We start from the raw sequence: 15,644 nt of genomic DNA, 5'->3' as shown, positions 1-15,644 counted from the left end.
ACTGCAATCATTCGATCTGTAATGCTCATTTATTGCGAGAACTAACCGGTATAAGTGAGAATGATGAACAACTGTGGTCGAAAGATATGGGTGATCTGCTCATCAATATCAAATCCTCTGTAGATAAGGTCCGAGAAATATCTAGGAACCTGAAACAACAGAAGATAAAAGAGTTCGAAGATTGTTATGATCGTATAGTTCATACTGGGTTGGAAGAGAATCCACCACTCCAAATACGATCAAAGAAACGTGGAAGAAATAAACAAACTACGGCAAAAAATCTGCTGGATCGTTTCATGAATTACAAAAATGACATTGTCAGGTTTATGTACGACTTGAAAGTCCCATTTGAGAACAATCTCGCAGAAAGAGATGTGAGAATGATGAAAGTACAGCAGAAGATATCAGGAACGTTCCGAAGTGTGCAAGGAGCACGTTCTTTCTGTCGTATAAGAAGCTACATTTCTACTGTTAAGAAGAATCAACTTTCTGTGATGAAGGCTATTCAAGATGCAATCGATGGAAAGCCATTTGTTCCAACGATTGTTTGATTTTAGGATTGCAAATTAATTTTTTGTATTAGAGTTGATAATACAGGATTGACGATAGTTAGGCTGAATAGTTACGATTGTTTTTAAGTTAATTCTTAGACCTTCAGCAATCATCCATTCAAAAAACCATCGAGCCTTCTGATACCTTCCTCGATATTCTCAAGGCTGTTAGCATACGAGAATCTGATATATCCTTCCGCACCGCTGCCAAAGTCAATTCCCGGAGTCACAGCCACCCCCGCTTCGTTCAGTATCCTGCGGCTCATCTCCAGAGAATCCGAACCGAACTCACGTGCATCGGCAAGAACATAGAAAGCACCCTTTGGCTCGTACCCTATATTGAACCCTATATCCTTCAGGCGTTTCAGAAGATACTTCCTGCGCTCATCATAGGTGGCCACCATCTTATCCACATGGTCCTGTGGACCTTCCAGGGCAGCAATACCCGCTTCCTGAACGAAGCTATTGGCACAGATGAAGAAGTTCTGCTGTAATTTCTGCAACACCCTCATACAATCAAGCGGAGCTATCAAATAACCAAGCCGCCAGCCCGTCATACAGTACTTCTTTGAAAAACCGTTCAGAACGAACGCATTATCAGTATATTCAAGGATGCTGTGGTCCTCGCCCTCATACACAAGCCCCTGATAGATCTCATCCGAAATGATAGGAACATCACCAGCCACCTCAGCGATACCCTGCATCTCCTTTGAAGACATGACATAGCCTGTGGGATTTGAAGGACTGTTCACAAGGATAGCTTTCGTATCCTCTTCCATATTCTCGGAAACAAGTTCCGGTGTCAGCCCGAACCCGTTCTCCTCAGAAGTATATGCAAACCTGGGAACAGAACCAAGAGCGGTTGCAAAATTCGGATAACACGCATAATGCGGATTTGGAAGCAATACCTTATCACCCTGGTCCAGAAGGGCCATGAAACTGAGCATAAGAGCAGGACTGGTACCGGAAGTTACAAGCACCTGTTCGGGAACCAGATCGAGCCCGAACCGATTATTATAATCATCAACTATCGCAGTCCTAAGTTCGTAAATGCCCTGACTGTGAGTATATCGTGTCTTGCATGAGGTCAAAGCCTGATGAGCAGCCTCACATATGTGCGGTGCTGTTGGAAAGTCCGGCTCCCCGATCTCAAGATGCACCACATCCTTCCCATCATGTTCCAGCTTCTGTGCATTTTCAAGAACTTCCATCACATAGAACGGAGGAATATTGACCGATCTTTTGGATAATGACAAAGGGCTCATATTAACAAAGTCTCCTGATATTAAAAATAATAATGTATTGCTGATGAGATAATATTTAAGGATGACTTAATATAATCCATTCGAAAAGCCAATATTAAGGAGAAGGATATCACTCCTCTTCGCAATACTCCTTAACATCAGCAATACATGCCTCGTATAATTGTTCCCTGAGATCAGGCACAGCAGAAAGGGCCCGGGTCCAGTCCGGCATCAGCACATCAGAAGGATCATGCCTGTAATCATCACCAGCATTTCTTATCACACGTGCGAACATATCCACATATGACTCTTCTTCATGCCTGTTATAATAAAGTCCATTGCAAAGAGCATCCGCATGATATCTTCGGATAAGGTCCTGACCTAATCGTTTATATCTGACATGGATCCCGTGGAGGTATGCTTCTGACATGCGGTTATCCGTAGACTCTGTCACAACGCGCATAAATGTTGTGAAAATATCACCTACCATCTTGCAAAGACCTTCTGATCTATTTGTACCCAATTGCTGATGTTTGTGGTCATAATAGCCCAGATCGATCTGACATATCTTTTTTGTTGTAGTGTTCCTGTAAACCTCTGCAAGAAGACCAACTTCAAGCCCCCAGTCAGCAGGAATGCGTATGTTCATGGCAAGGTCACTGGTCATAGCGAACTCCCCGGCAAGAGTATACCTGAAAGCAAGGAAATATCTCAATATATCTGCTTTAGACTCGGATTGCAAAGTATCGAGCAAAGGACGAACAAAAAGTCGGAAAACACGCCCATGCATAGCCATGCCATCCATATCTATCCTTGCATAGTAGCCTTTATTAAAAAAGAAATTAAGCTCGGTCTCTACAATAGGATAAAGGAGCTTTGCCGGAAAATCCACTGAATATGTCACAATGTCCGCATCGTGGAAAGCAATAGCATACGAATCAAGAGTTGCTATGCCAATAGCTATCCAGACATCTTTTCCTTTTCCCTTAAAAGATGTAAGATCAATACCTTTCTTTTTCATACCGAAAATGATATGCTGTATCCGTGGACCATCACACCATACGATAATATGGGGAAGTTTAAGGTCTTTAAAATATTCGACCACATGCACATACTGTTCAGTACTTTCAGCTGCCAGAGCAACCACAACCTGGCTTATATAAGTACATTCATTAAGGTCTGTGATTATTTTTTTGAGAGGTGGGTTCTCAACTTCCTCATAAAGAATAGGAATGATAAGTGAAGCAGGTCTGCGTTCCTTTAGCTCCTCTATTCTCCTAACAAGCTTTTCTTTGTCGATACAAAAATCATGAATCGTTGTAATGTATTCTTGATAAAAATCCATTTAACTCCCCGAATAGCGAAAGCACCCATAATTCAAGAGTTAATTCTCATGTAACCCTTTATAAGGATGCCAACCCCCAGATTGACGATATTAAGGAATATTATGTTATTAAGTAGAATATCTATATATAGAACATACAATATAAGCTTTTATACAAAAGAGAAGGTGAAATTATACTATTCGGCATAATCGGCAGCATTCGACATTGTCGATTGGATATTGATAAGGTGGGGGTATTTTGAAATATATCATATTTACAGATCTGGATGGCACGCTGATAGACCATGACACATACTCATACGATGCTGCAAGACCAGCACTTGAGCTCTTAAAAGAGAAAGAGATACCATTAATATTCTGTACAAGCAAGACACGTGCAGAACTTGAAGTATATGTTGATGAACTTGAATGCCACCATCCGTTCATATCAGAGAACGGAGGAGCGATTTTCATACCAAAGGATTATTTCAGCATTGAGCTGAAAGAAGGGGATGAGATTGGAAATTATAAAGTCATAGAATTTGGAACATCTTATACCAGGATCAGGGAAGTTCTTGAAGATATCCGCAAGAATACCGGTTTTAAGATAACAGGATTTGGTGACCTTGATGCTGAGGGTGTGAGCAAGGACACAGGCCTTGACATCCAATCGGCAAAGCTTGCCAAAATGCGAGAATATGATGAAGCGTTTAGGCTTGAAGAAGATGAGAATGCAACTGCAAAGGTCATCGAACTGATACACGCTGCCGGACTGAACCATACAAAAGGGGGACGCTACTGGCATATTATGGGAGACAATGACAAAGGAAAGGCCGTCAGAGCATTGACTGAGATCTACAGGCAACAATTCACAGAAGTCACCACAATAGCACTCGGAGACAGCCTGAACGATCTTCCCATGCTAAAAGCCGTGGATATACCATTCCTTGTGCAAAAGCCGGATGGTAAATACGATCCATCGATAATACTGACAGAGATCAGGCATGCTGATGGTATTGGACCTGTCGGCTGGAACAATGCCATAATGGACCTTATCGGAAAAAACGATGACATTTGAGCATACTTGATAATAAAGGGGGTAATTAATTGGTACGCGTTGAAAATATGATCTCAAAAGCCTTTTTGTTGGGTATAATAGAGATGGTTGACAAAGACGGACTGGAAGAAACAACTGACTGGCTCCAAAAAATAGGGATAAAACTTGCAGAGATAGAAGGACCTGGATTTGAAGGTGCACGTGAAGATGATATCAATTACATACCACTCTGCCCGTTCTCCAACATACTTTTGGATTTCATCCAGATGTGCGGTGAGCGTCCTTCACAGTTCACCGAACTTGTAAATCTCTCCAACAGAAAAATGGAGGAAGCTGAGGATGGATGGAAATATCCGGCACTTACGACCGTTACCGGCATCCTTTATCACAGTTACACCACAAAGCGTGCTGAACTCGCTGGTGTCGAACTTCTCAATGTAGGCTCGAAATGCCCTCGAACACATAATAATGTGTATAACGAAAAAGCCCTTGAAAGGGCCGGGATGAATAAAGAAGAAGTGGACAAATATCTCGAAAGATCGTATTACGTTTGCAAGATGCAGTATCCTGACAAGGAGTGAGCCCATTGAATCTGATCGAAGCAGAAATACTTTACGAGAACAGCGTGAAGATACTGAAAAACAACCAACATGAGAAAGGAGGATTCTATGCAAGCCCTCCAGGAACACGTTACCCTTTCATTTATCCCAGGGATCATTCTGTAGCTATTCTGGGATGCATTGCAGCAGACATGATGGATGAAGCAAAGAAAGGGCTTGAATTTGTACTCAATTCACAAAAACCTCTTGGAGAATTTTCCCAGAGATATGATATCGATGGAAATGATGCCAGTTATAAAGACCTTCAGATAGATGGAAATGGCCTGGTCCTCTATTCCATGGGAAAATATTTTGAAGCAACTGGCGGGATGTTCTTTGAAAAACTGGCAGACAAGAGTTTTGTTGAAAAACACTGGGAGACCATTTCAAAAGCAGTCGAATTCATTCTCATGAACAAGAACGAAGAGGTGGATCTTGTTCATACCATAAACAGCATTCACGAATATCCGGCATACGAGCACGGATTCGAGATTTACGCGAATTGTGCCTGTTGTGCCGGAGTACAAGCTGCGGTGAAAATGGGAGCAGCTTTAGGAAAGGATGTTACCACATGGGAAATGGAAGCTGAAAAAATAAAAGAGGCGATCCTCACCCGAATGTACAGCCCGAGAAGGCGATCTTTCATCAAATGCATACGTGTAAAAGAGAAGAGCAGCAACCCCATTGGTTACGATGCTTTTGCATCCAGTGTCATTGATGTAGATGTTGTCGAATATGCACCTGCCTATTTTGGCATTATTGAACAACAGGATATTAAGAACCGTTATACTGTCAGGAGGATCCATGACAAACTTTGGGATAGCGAAATCGGTGGATTGAACCGCTACCCTGAGATGTGGGACAGGAACAATGGCGGATATGGACCCTGGTGCCATTTTACCTGCCAGCTGGCAAGCCATTACACTGCTATTGATGATCAGGATATGGCAGAAATGTATCTTGGTTGGGTGGTCGATATGGCACATAACTATCTACTACCTGAACACATTTCAACCATAGAACGTTTCGAGATTTGGTTTGAGGATTATACCAATGCAAAGATACTGAGAGACAGTAAGCTGACGATGATAGAGAACGTTCGTAACCACCCAAAATGGAAGGACGGTATGGCATATGTGACCATTCCGCTTATCTGGCCACATGCAGAGTATATTAGAGCATATAAGAACTACATTGAAAAATTTGGATAAGACAGTTGAATAAATGGCATGCTCACATTATCTTTATCATTAGATAGTTTGTGTGCCACTGCTTTTCTTTTTTGTTCTCCAAAAAACCTATTTTGTCAGACCCTTCCATCCAACTTTATTTCTTGCAGACTACAAAAAGATATAATTTGTAAGTGGACAAAAATTGATATACCAATCATATAATATATATTGATAGACATATTTAGTTTAATAGTATTAAAGTGGAAAACTGCATTCTGATCTGTCCGCACAACAGGTCATTTCAATTGAAGATCAAACAATGGTAAGAACAATAGCATTACTGTTGTAGGATCCGGAAGGTTCAGATTTACATGAACAGTCTAAAAGTGAGGGTGTTTCAATGAATAATCATATAGACAGGATATCAACCGGAATTCCGGGTCTTGATACAAGGCTTGATGGTGGGTATCCACAAGGAGAATCTTTTTTAGTGACCGGTACTCAAGGTACGGGTAAAACTATTTTTGGATTACATTTTCTTGAAAAGGCATGCAGCAACAATAAAAGATGTGTCCTTATCGCTACTGAAGAGATGCCATACAATCTGGTAAAGCAGGCGAACATGTTCGGTTTCGACCTTATGGGACACATCGAATCAGGATTATTACAAATTAACCGTGTTTATGAGCAAAGGACGAACTATGTAAGGAATAAGACCGGCAAAATGTATGACCCAACAAAAAGGGAAATTGGCCTTATGGACCTTCTTGATTACATCCCAGCCTCAACGGATGTTGCAATAATCGATAATATCGGAGTGTTCACTCTTGAAATGACCCCGAGAGAACTAAGGGATAAATTGGATACAATGATACAGATACTTGCGGAAAGGAACTGTACAGCCCTTTTCATCATGGATGATGCCACTCACGAGATAACACATAACATCGCAGATTATTCTGTCTGCGGCTCTATCAACCTGATGATGAAGGATAATCCAGAGAATCTCCAAATAGAGAGATTTATAAAAATAATTAAGATGAGGAGGACCTGTATCCCCATGAAATTGATGAAATTCAACATCACTCCAAAAGGAATAAATCTTGAGAACCCTCTGCAACCTTTATATTGTCCAAATGTTTACAATCTATAAGAAAAAGTTCAATCCATTATCTCATCTATTGGAGATATAAGACTGAACTTTTCAACATCAAAGAGCCCCATGTCAGTAAGCCGTAAAGAAGGTATTACCGGAAGCGCTATGAAAGAATGTGTGATAAATGGAGCAGGAAGGGTACAACCAGTCTCTTTTACTGCTTTATGAAGATCATTGAGCTTCTTTTCAACCTCAGCCGCAGGCAATGTGCTCAAAATACCTGCAAATGGAAGTTCGAGCTTTTCCACGACCTTGCCATTATTGACCACACATATGCCACCGTTCATGCTGCGTATTGTATTGGCACACAATGCCATATCCGAATGATCGGTACCTGTAACGACAATGTTGTGACTGTCGTGACCAATGCTTTGCCCGACGGCACCGTTCTTGATACCCATCCCCTTGATGAAACTTGCACCAATGTTCCCGTTCCTTCCATGCCTTTCAATGACAACGACCGAAAGCACATCATTCTCAACGTCAGGCATCAATATGCCATCCATATCCGAATGCAATACAAAGGTATCTTTCTCAGTCACGATAAGGTCAGGAACTACTTTAATGACCCACACCCCATGGTCTTTGTCCGCATTGGATCTTATCTGCAGATCTGATGCAGTAACTTGATCGAATTCCACAGTATTGAACACTGTATCCGGATATTCGTACGAAGGAACAAAACTTTCCACCGGCCTGCCAGATGCATAGACCGAGTCTATAATGAATTCCTCAATATCAGCTAGTACGATAATGTCAGCCTTTCTTCCCATGGAAAGCGAACCGACAATATGGTCCACACGATAATGTTTCGCAGCATTGAGGGTACACAGAGAAATAGCATCCATGGGTGAAAGTCCCAGTTCCATCGCCCTTCTGACGATCACATCCATATAGCCTTTCAACAGGTCAGATGGGTGCTTGTCATCCGTCACAAAGAAAACATTTTCAAGGGAAACACCATCCTCGATCAGGCGGGGAAGGAATTTATCAAGTGATTTTGCAGCCGAACCTTCCCGTATCATTAGTTTCATCCCAAGACGCAGCTTTTCAAGAGCTTCTTCATACTCGATGGATTCATGGTCAGTGGATATTCCGGCACACATGTAGCCGAACAACTGCTCCCTGGAAAGTGCAGGGCAGTGCCCGTCAACGACCAACCTTTCCTTGAGTGCTGCCTGTATCATTGAAAGCTTTGCATCATCACAAAAGATAACTCCGGGATAGTCCATCATCTCACCAAGTCCGACAACGTTCTCATTAGCTATCAGGGATGCAATATCATCAACATTTATGGAAGCTCCAGCAGTCTCAAAGGAAGTTGCAGGAACGCAGGAAGAGACAGCAACAAAAGCATTAAGAGGAAGGGTAGACGCTTCCTCGAGAACAAGTTCGATACCAGCCTTGCCAAGAACATTAGCTATCTCATGAGGGTCGATCACAACCGACGTAGTTCCATGTGCCAGTGCCGGTACTGCAAACTGGCTTAAGGTCACCATACTGGATTCAAAGTGAACATGACCATCCATTAGCCCAGGACAAAGATATCGGCCAGTCACATCGATCATTTCGGTATCATGGCCTTTAAGGGAAGAAACATCCCCAATGCCAACTATATAGCCATCCTTTACCGCAATATCCCTATACAGCATCTCTTTTGTGTTGACATTGATCAGAAGACCGCCGAAAAAGATAGTATCTGCCTTGACCTTGCCGGTAGCCGCAAAGACCCTGTCCCTTATATCCATAACAAAATCCATGGCTTTGCAAAGTATAAGGATATTGCGGCGAAAATAAAAACAGAACAAGCGTTTCATTTCCAGAACTGCTTGTTCTTGGCATAATTCCTTTCAGCTGCCATGATATCCCTGTAAAAGGTTTCCTCATCCACACGCATCTTCTCGATGACCCTTGAAGCTGTCTCGGGACCAACACCCCTGCTTGCAAGCGCAATGACAGCAAGTTTACCACTGGCCATTACAATGTGGGAATTACGATAGACCTTCTGGATACGTTTCACATCCTCTTTTACAGTCACCTTATCCTGTTTCCTCACAAGCTTTATCTCATCCTCTTCCCAAGGTTTGAGAGCAGCTATCATTTTTGAATCACACACCGGACATATTATCTCGTCAGGTACGTTCATCACCTTCCTCCGGGACACCCATTTCTTGCAATTGACACAGAAAAGGATGATACGATCATGCATTATCCTGTCCTTTAATGCAAGGACGATGGACCGGTCCGCTTTTTCCGGTGCCACAAGATCACGTTTCATTGCAAATCCCGCACCACCTATAGGAGTTGGTACAGGACTTGAAAGGATGATAATTTCCTCGGAAGCTATCAGCCCCAATACCTCAGAGGCTTTATCCACATCGAGCATGTTGTGGAATATCTCACGTATGACCTCATCATACATGGACGTGCCCTTGTAGATCTCGAGGAGCTTCTTCATGCTGATACGATCATAATCGATCTCACGGCTCAACGCACCGAACTTTCGTGCCACATGAACCATCTTCCATTTCATGACCGAGGTGTTCTTAAGGGTCATCTCGATTATCGGCTCAATGTGTTCAGGCTGTATATCATAGATCATCTCCTGAATATGCAAAGCTTTCATGCGTCTTGGAAGCTGCAATCTTATCCTGTATGGGTCGACCTCCTGACCGACACTGCTCCCAAACCGGGCAGCCAGAAGAGAAGTTATCACCTTTCCAAGTGTCTCGTTGACATTGTGTCCGAAACAGGAATTGATTATTACGGCTTCACCTTCATCTTCGATCACAATCGTATCATTATCGGGAAGAGGACAACCTTTCGAAATATGCTCACGCACCAGCTCGATGATGGTAAGTGCACTGGGAACATCCACAGGATAGTCTTTCATGAGGTCTTCAACGATCTCATTGTCAGCTTTTCCATCATGGATAAGGAACGAGATCCTGAATCTAATACGACCTACTTCCTGTGCAACATCGAACGGAACAGGGATCTCCTCGCCGACCCAGCTTGGGATCTCGCCCATTGCCTTTATCGGTTCGACCTTTATCCTGTCCCTGTCAGTGTTCATTTCGATAACACGCCACATTTCACCCTTAGTGATGAAGACCGCACCGGGAGATGCAAAATTCACCACAAAAGCCTCATCCAGCACCCCGACAGACCTGCCAGAGACAATGTCGAATATCTCGAACTTCCTTTCATCCGGTATCATGGAAAGGTTGTCATAGTAATACTGCCAGCTTTTCTTTCTTCTGCTGATAGTGTTAGAACCTTCCTCCCGCCAGACCATACGATATTCGGTGATCTGTTCGATGACACGTTTTAACTGTTCAAGGGAAAGATCCCGATAAGGATATGCCCGTGCCAGAATGGAATGTATCTTTTCGATCTCCACATCCCCGAAATCGATTACCATTCCAGAGATCTGGTTTGCGACAACATCGAGGGAACCCGTATGAGGTATTATGTCCTCGACCTCTCCCCTTAGAGCTGCTTTTGCTATGGCCATGCTTTCTGCAATGTCATCGGTCCCCATTGTGAGGATAGTACCCCGAGATATTTCGTGTATCCTGTGGCCTGCACGCCCCACACGTTGCAACAGTCGGGATACCTGCCTGGGAGAACCATACTGGACAACGTGGTCAACTTTACCAATATCAATACCCAATTCCATTGATGAAGTACATATGAGTCCCTGAAGGTCGCCTGCTTTGAAGGATTCCTCGGCCTCAATTCGGGCATCCACTGAAAGAGAGCCATGATGGACACCAATTGATGCTCCGAGCAATTTGAATCCTGATGCAAGAGCTTCGGCACTTTGTCGTGTGTTCACAAAGATGAGGGTCGAGATATGAGTTTCAACGATCTCCCTGATGCATCGAAGGTGGGATGCGAATTCCGGCTCACACCCTATCTGCCTTCCGATCTCGAGGTCCTCATCTGTGACTTGCGGATATATGATGTTGAACTCAAGAAGGCTTAACATGGAAACCTGTACGATGGATACGGCCCTTTTTGCACCTGCAAGAAAATGGGCCACAACATCGGGATTACCCACTGTGGCCGACAGACCTACCCTCTGGAACTCACCGGATATTTCGACAAGGCGCTCAAGTCCTACCGAAAGCTGAGCACCTCGCTTGGAGGAGGCAAGCTCGTGTATCTCGTCAACAACGACATAACTGACACATTCGAGATTTTTCCTCAAACGCGAGCCGGTGAACATTGCCTGGAGTGTTTCAGGTGTGGTTATTAACAGGTCAGGCGGATTTTTGGATTGCTTTTGCCTCTGATACGGAGTAGTATCCCCATGACGCACCTGCACATCAAGCCCCAGCTCTTTTCCCCACCACTGGATACGTGTCAACATGTCACGGTTGAGTGCACGCAGCGGTGTTATGTAAAGTGCGGAGATCCCCACCCGAGCCTCTTCGCTCTTGCGAAGGATGTGATCGAACATAGGAAGCACTGCTGATTCGGTCTTACCTGAGCCTGTGGGAGCTATAAGGAATGTGTGTTCCCCTGCAAGGATGTGAGGGAAGGACATTTCCTGAGGCTGTGTAGGTGCTTTGAATCCCTGCTTCTCGAGAGCTTTTAAAATTGAAGGGTGGAAGTTGTCGAACATGTTATCGAATTTCATTTGCCGACCTCTCCGGAACGTTTTTTCCTTGCCCGTCTTTTACCGGTTCGTGGCTTTGTTTCCTCAAGTTTCCGAATATTTTTCAAAATTCCAAGAAATGTCCCATCAAGTAGGTATATTTCGGAATTGTCTAGCTCGACTGCCCCTGAGGAAAAGATGGGACCTAAGAGATCATCCCGCACAGACTCATTAAATGCTACACCGCCGCAAAGCTCGTTGAATGCCGGTACTACCAGAACATCAGGATCAGCCCAATTACCGTTTTCCTTATCAAAGGCAGAACTTTTGAAGTGCTCCACGAATACTTCCTTTTTGAAGTGTGTCTTTAACCAAACCTGTTCGACCACTGAATAGCCCATTGCATCGGTAAACCGTACCGTTGGGTGATTGTGAGCTACAATGATCTTTTCTGCGGATAGGATTTCGACCGCTGGCCATGTGTGACCATGGAAATAGCCCACACCATCAATGATGGCACCCCGTGGAGAATGAAGCTTTACGTCACACCCTTTGGGAAGTAAGAATTCGATACCACCGTCATGATTGCCGGGAAATACATCAACTGTTGCTTGCTCTGCAAGGGTACTGATGAAGTAGGGGATCTCGTCCCTCTCCTGCCACGAGACCTGAGGAACATTGTGCTTGATGTCGCCAAGAAGAATTATGTGATCAGGAGATGTCTGGTCAATAAGCCTCATTATGCGTTCAAGGCGTTGATCTATCTGGCTGGGTATGGAAAAACCGCTCTTATAAAGATCCCACTCGATGCCCAGATGAATGTCTGCCAGAACAAGGGATGTGAAATCTCCGGATACCACAAGTGCAGGCTCGTTGATGATAGGGTCTACTGAGATCTCCATTTTCATTTATCCTTATCTTTACTTAAACTTTCAACCTGCCCCTGAAGTTGTTTTATCATGGTCTGCATTTCATGCATTTCTTCATGCATCTGCACAAGCCGGTCATACATAGGGCTTCTACCATCCTTGATGGCCTGCTCCTGCGAGAACTTCTGCTTGCTGGGAAAGATATAGACATAGGTTAGCCACATGCCGATAAAAGCTACAACGATCATCCCCCCAAGGAATAATATGTATTCTGGAAATAGTGTCCTGAACAATGTATCGTTCGAACTGTAATACTGGATGCGGGTTATCATCAGGAAGTTCAGGAGGGAGAAGAGGAACATGGTCTCGCCTACGAGAATGAGGAGACCACCAAGGCGGGTGGATGTTGATCTTTGTTGGGGGATTAAGCGATCGAGCATGTGAGAGTCACCTTTTGTGGAAGTGATGTGTTATAGAAAAACAAGTAATATGTTATTGTGAATGACAACAATAATAGATTGAATTACGTTATTATTAAAAGTATTCCAGAAAATCATAAGGAAATATTGACTTATTATTTCAATGATAAATATTAAGCGATTCAATAATCAAAAAACTATGATGGTAATTAAGAAATAAATCACATTTAAGAAAGAAGACAAGGATAAAAAACCATCATTTTATGGCACCAATTCGATCTTCAATAAGTTTGACCATGAATTGTGTTCCATCATCCATCTCTTTAAGCATTCTCTCTCTCTTAGTTTCCCACTTATTTTTAAGATCATTATCAGAAATTAGCTCAATAGCTTTTTCTAACGCTTTTTCCTGAGACTCTACATCGTTCTTGAAATTGAATACGAGACCATATTCTGCTTCTTGATGGTTGGTATATCCTCTTCCACAGAAATCGATAAAAATAGCAGGTGTACCCAGCACAGCACATTCCGATGCCATAGTTGAACTCTCGCCCATAAAAAGAGTTGCATAATTCATTAGATAATGCATATCGCTTGCAGGTAATTGTATTTGATATTTACGAAGATCTTCTGGAAGTTCTTTTTCCGACGAGATGAAAACTTTTCCATACTTTTCCAGTTCCCTCACAATCTTTCTTTTCATAGGTAAGGAAAAACCTTTGTTGGATTGATCATGAAGTGCTTCCCAAGATACAAACCTCAAAATTGAATATGTTTCATCCTCAGCAAGTCCAAGTTTTTCTAAAATAGAAGGGTCGGGTTGAAAATGGTTCGGATGGAGGTAATTGAGTTCAAAATAACCATTGTAATGTATCTGTTTTTTCCCAAGATCATCCCAATAACCTTTTTGAGTTACGATGTATTTTGTGAACGGGAAAGTGAGATAATGAACCTGAGTTGCATGTTCAGTATCTTCAAAAATAAAATATGGTTTTCTAACTAAAAAACTAATATGTGCTAAAGATGGAAGGGCTTGTCCTATAAAAACATCCGGTTTAAAGTCCCTTACAACATTGTATGTATTCAATTCACGTTTGAGTAAAGATAATAATTTCTTAAGAAATGTTGGTTTGTTCTCACCGATCTGAATATAATCTAGGTTAAAATCATCCAGTAATTCATTATTATTGTCTTTTTTTATTAAGACTATTTTGATCTGATGACCTCTATTCCCCATTTCATTAATGAAATTTTTGAACATGTAAACATGTTTAGGATGAGAGATTCCAACCAGTATATTCATATTATATTCCTTTTCTCAATATTGAAAATTGTCTTTATTTGACCTTATTTTAGTGCTTTAGAAACTCATTGCTATTATTATGTATATTTCTACTTGAAATAACTAATCACTGCGAAAAGTCAAAAATAATATATTCATTGTTTTGATAAATTATAGCAGTGAAATTACAAGCAATATAATAAAGCGTGAGTAGATAAAAAAATAGTTAATGGGCAGTAATTATAAATTATCGTCTTCTAGCAAATAGCAGCACCAACATCGACAGACACAGAATAAAGGCTGCATTCTGATCAAGGCTTTCATTCTCTGCAGGAGCATCATCAACCCCTGTCATTTCAATTATATTATCTGAGCTAACTCCGACGATCGCAAATGGTGAAAAAACAGAAGTCTCTGCTTCAAAGACAACATAACTACTGCTCTCACTAATCTTCTTTGTTGAAAGAGGCTCCCATGTGCCCGGATCATAACGGTACATCATTATAGAACTATCTGAGATATGATTACCTTCAAGCCATGATCTATTTACCTTGAAACCAACAACTGCATCCTGTATATTACTTTCTATGGCATAACCGGGTTTCCCCATCCATATATTCAAATTCTTGTAGACTATCCCGGGAGGGGGAGATGAGGCAATTGTAGATGTTTGCTTAAGGACTTCAACAGTTGCTATGACATTACCGGCGTTTGTGAGAGATCTATAGCTAATATATGTAATAGGATTTTCATGCTCAACGAACTGGTAGGAAATTTGAGAGCCAAGGTGAACCGATTGGCTGGATTTTTCTACTATCTCAACTTCCTCATATGATCCACTTGTTGTACCAATTCCAGCAACTCCATAATTGGACTCATCACTGCGTCTATCAAGGGTTGTGGATATATTGGAAGGAGATGTACCAGATGCGATAGTAATTGCTCCATTAACAACATCAATCGGGATGATCAGCCCTTGATTATCACTAACCACAACGTTAGATAGTTCCAAAGAACTTGTACCAGATCCATTGCCAGCGGTCATTTGGATAATGGCAAAAACTTCCGGTCCTGTGACACTTGTCTTGTCCAATATCAAACCATATACAGAATCAATTTTTCCATTTGAACTATCGACCTCACCGGGATTGAACCAGACAAGTGCACCATCCTGTCTTAAGAATTCACCTTCTGAGACCTGAACCACCTCGACCAATTTACTGTCATAAGATAGATCGAACTGCATACCAGCAACCGGAAGGTCTGGCTGCAAATAGATGTTCACAGTAAAGTTCTGCCCTTCTTCTACTGATTGATATGTGGGTATGATGCTGATTTCGGTAGTGGCACTGGCAATTCCACTAA

13 protein-coding genes are annotated in these 15,644 nt (G+C 42.3%); 5 read left to right on the top strand and 8 right to left on the bottom strand.

What is annotated here, in order from left to right:
- Positions 1–551 (top strand): IS66 family transposase (locus KDK67_RS06950; protein WP_250868086.1); only part of this gene is annotated, 551 nt, incomplete at its 5' end.
- Positions 552–661: 110 nt separating this feature from the next.
- Here the strand turns inward: KDK67_RS06950 and KDK67_RS06945 are convergent.
- Together KDK67_RS06945 and gpgS are read right to left on the bottom strand one after the other, a co-directional pair.
- Positions 662–1,816, bottom strand: coding sequence for a pyridoxal phosphate-dependent aminotransferase (locus tag KDK67_RS06945; protein WP_250868085.1), 1,155 nt, complete (start codon positions 1,814–1,816; stop codon positions 662–664).
- Between the two features lie 109 nt (positions 1,817–1,925).
- Positions 1,926–3,140: a glucosyl-3-phosphoglycerate synthase gene (gene gpgS / locus KDK67_RS06940; protein WP_250868084.1), complete on the bottom strand. Its 1,215-nt coding sequence runs from the start codon at positions 3,138–3,140 to the stop codon at positions 1,926–1,928.
- A 238-nt stretch (positions 3,141–3,378) separates the two neighbouring features.
- On the opposite strand from gpgS, the gene mpgP reads away from it, so the two are divergent.
- The 4 genes from mpgP to KDK67_RS06920 all read left to right on the top strand — a co-directional run bounded on the left by mpgP (position 3,379) and on the right by KDK67_RS06920 (position 7,100).
- Positions 3,379–4,197 (top strand): mannosyl-3-phosphoglycerate phosphatase, encoded by an 819-nt coding sequence (gene mpgP, locus KDK67_RS06935; protein ID WP_250868083.1) that lies wholly within the window; start codon positions 3,379–3,381, stop codon positions 4,195–4,197.
- Between the two features lie 29 nt (positions 4,198–4,226).
- Entirely contained in the window at positions 4,227–4,757 is a 531-nt protein-coding gene (locus KDK67_RS06930) for a hypothetical protein (RefSeq protein WP_250868082.1), read from the top strand.
- 5 nt (positions 4,758–4,762) lie between these two features.
- Positions 4,763–5,986: a glycoside hydrolase family 15 protein gene (locus tag KDK67_RS06925; protein WP_250868081.1), complete on the top strand. Its 1,224-nt coding sequence runs from the start codon at positions 4,763–4,765 to the stop codon at positions 5,984–5,986.
- 361 nt (positions 5,987–6,347) lie between these two features.
- Entirely contained in the window at positions 6,348–7,100 is a 753-nt protein-coding gene (locus KDK67_RS06920) for an RAD55 family ATPase (protein ID WP_250868080.1), read from the top strand.
- An 8-nt stretch (positions 7,101–7,108) separates the two neighbouring features.
- On the opposite strand, the gene ade is transcribed toward KDK67_RS06920, so the two are convergent.
- From ade to KDK67_RS06890, 6 genes are all read right to left on the bottom strand, one after another.
- A complete protein-coding gene (ade, locus tag KDK67_RS06915) occupies positions 7,109–8,851 on the bottom strand; it encodes an adenine deaminase (protein ID WP_250868079.1) in 1,743 nt (580 codons plus the stop codon).
- A gap of 65 nt (positions 8,852–8,916) precedes the next feature.
- A complete protein-coding gene (locus tag KDK67_RS06910) occupies positions 8,917–11,751 on the bottom strand; it encodes a DEAD/DEAH box helicase (RefSeq protein WP_250868078.1) in 2,835 nt (944 codons plus the stop codon).
- Positions 11,748–12,611, bottom strand: coding sequence for a metallophosphoesterase (locus KDK67_RS06905; RefSeq protein WP_250868077.1), 864 nt, complete (start codon positions 12,609–12,611; stop codon positions 11,748–11,750). The genes KDK67_RS06910 and KDK67_RS06905 overlap by 4 nt, the downstream gene beginning before the upstream one ends.
- 2 nt (positions 12,612–12,613) lie before the next feature.
- Positions 12,614–13,018 (bottom strand): hypothetical protein, encoded by a 405-nt coding sequence (locus KDK67_RS06900; protein ID WP_250868076.1) that lies wholly within the window; start codon positions 13,016–13,018, stop codon positions 12,614–12,616.
- Positions 13,019–13,253: 235 nt separating this feature from the next.
- Complete coding sequence (locus KDK67_RS06895; RefSeq protein ID WP_250868075.1) at positions 13,254–14,300, bottom strand: DUF354 domain-containing protein; 1,047 nt, start codon at positions 14,298–14,300, stop codon at positions 13,254–13,256.
- A 226-nt stretch (positions 14,301–14,526) separates the two neighbouring features.
- Positions 14,527–15,606 carry a PGF-pre-PGF domain-containing protein gene (locus KDK67_RS06890; RefSeq protein ID WP_338101242.1) on the bottom strand — a complete coding sequence of 360 codons (1,080 nt, stop codon included), beginning with the start codon at positions 15,604–15,606 and terminating at the stop codon, positions 14,527–14,529.
- Positions 15,607–15,644 lie beyond the last annotated feature (38 nt).

Origin of the sequence: Methanococcoides seepicolus (genome assembly GCF_023684405.1) — an archaeon.
Taxonomy (GTDB): Archaea; Halobacteriota; Methanosarcinia; order Methanosarcinales; family Methanosarcinaceae; genus Methanococcoides; species Methanococcoides seepicolus.
The sequence above is the reverse complement of the archived record's forward strand: the minus strand, read 5'-3'. Positions and strand labels throughout refer to the sequence as shown.

Bases quoted from the DNA above. Each gene is read 5' to 3' on its own strand.
- KDK67_RS06945 (WP_250868085.1), bottom strand. From the start codon at position 1,816: ATGAGCCCTTTGTCATTATCCAAAAGATCGGTCAATATTCCTCCGTTC.
- gpgS (WP_250868084.1), bottom strand. From the start codon at position 3,140: ATGGATTTTTATCAAGAATACATTACAACGATTCATGATTTTTGTATC.
- KDK67_RS06920 (WP_250868080.1), top strand. From the start codon at position 6,348: ATGAATAATCATATAGACAGGATATCAACCGGAATTCCGGGTCTTGAT.
- ade (WP_250868079.1), bottom strand. From the start codon at position 8,851: ATGGATATAAGGGACAGGGTCTTTGCGGCTACCGGCAAGGTCAAGGCA.
- KDK67_RS06910 (WP_250868078.1), bottom strand. From the start codon at position 11,751: ATGAAATTCGATAACATGTTCGACAACTTCCACCCTTCAATTTTAAAA.
- KDK67_RS06905 (WP_250868077.1), bottom strand. From the start codon at position 12,611: ATGGAGATCTCAGTAGACCCTATCATCAACGAGCCTGCACTTGTGGTA.
- KDK67_RS06900 (WP_250868076.1), bottom strand. From the start codon at position 13,018: ATGCTCGATCGCTTAATCCCCCAACAAAGATCAACATCCACCCGCCTT.
- KDK67_RS06895 (WP_250868075.1), bottom strand. From the start codon at position 14,300: ATGAATATACTGGTTGGAATCTCTCATCCTAAACATGTTTACATGTTC.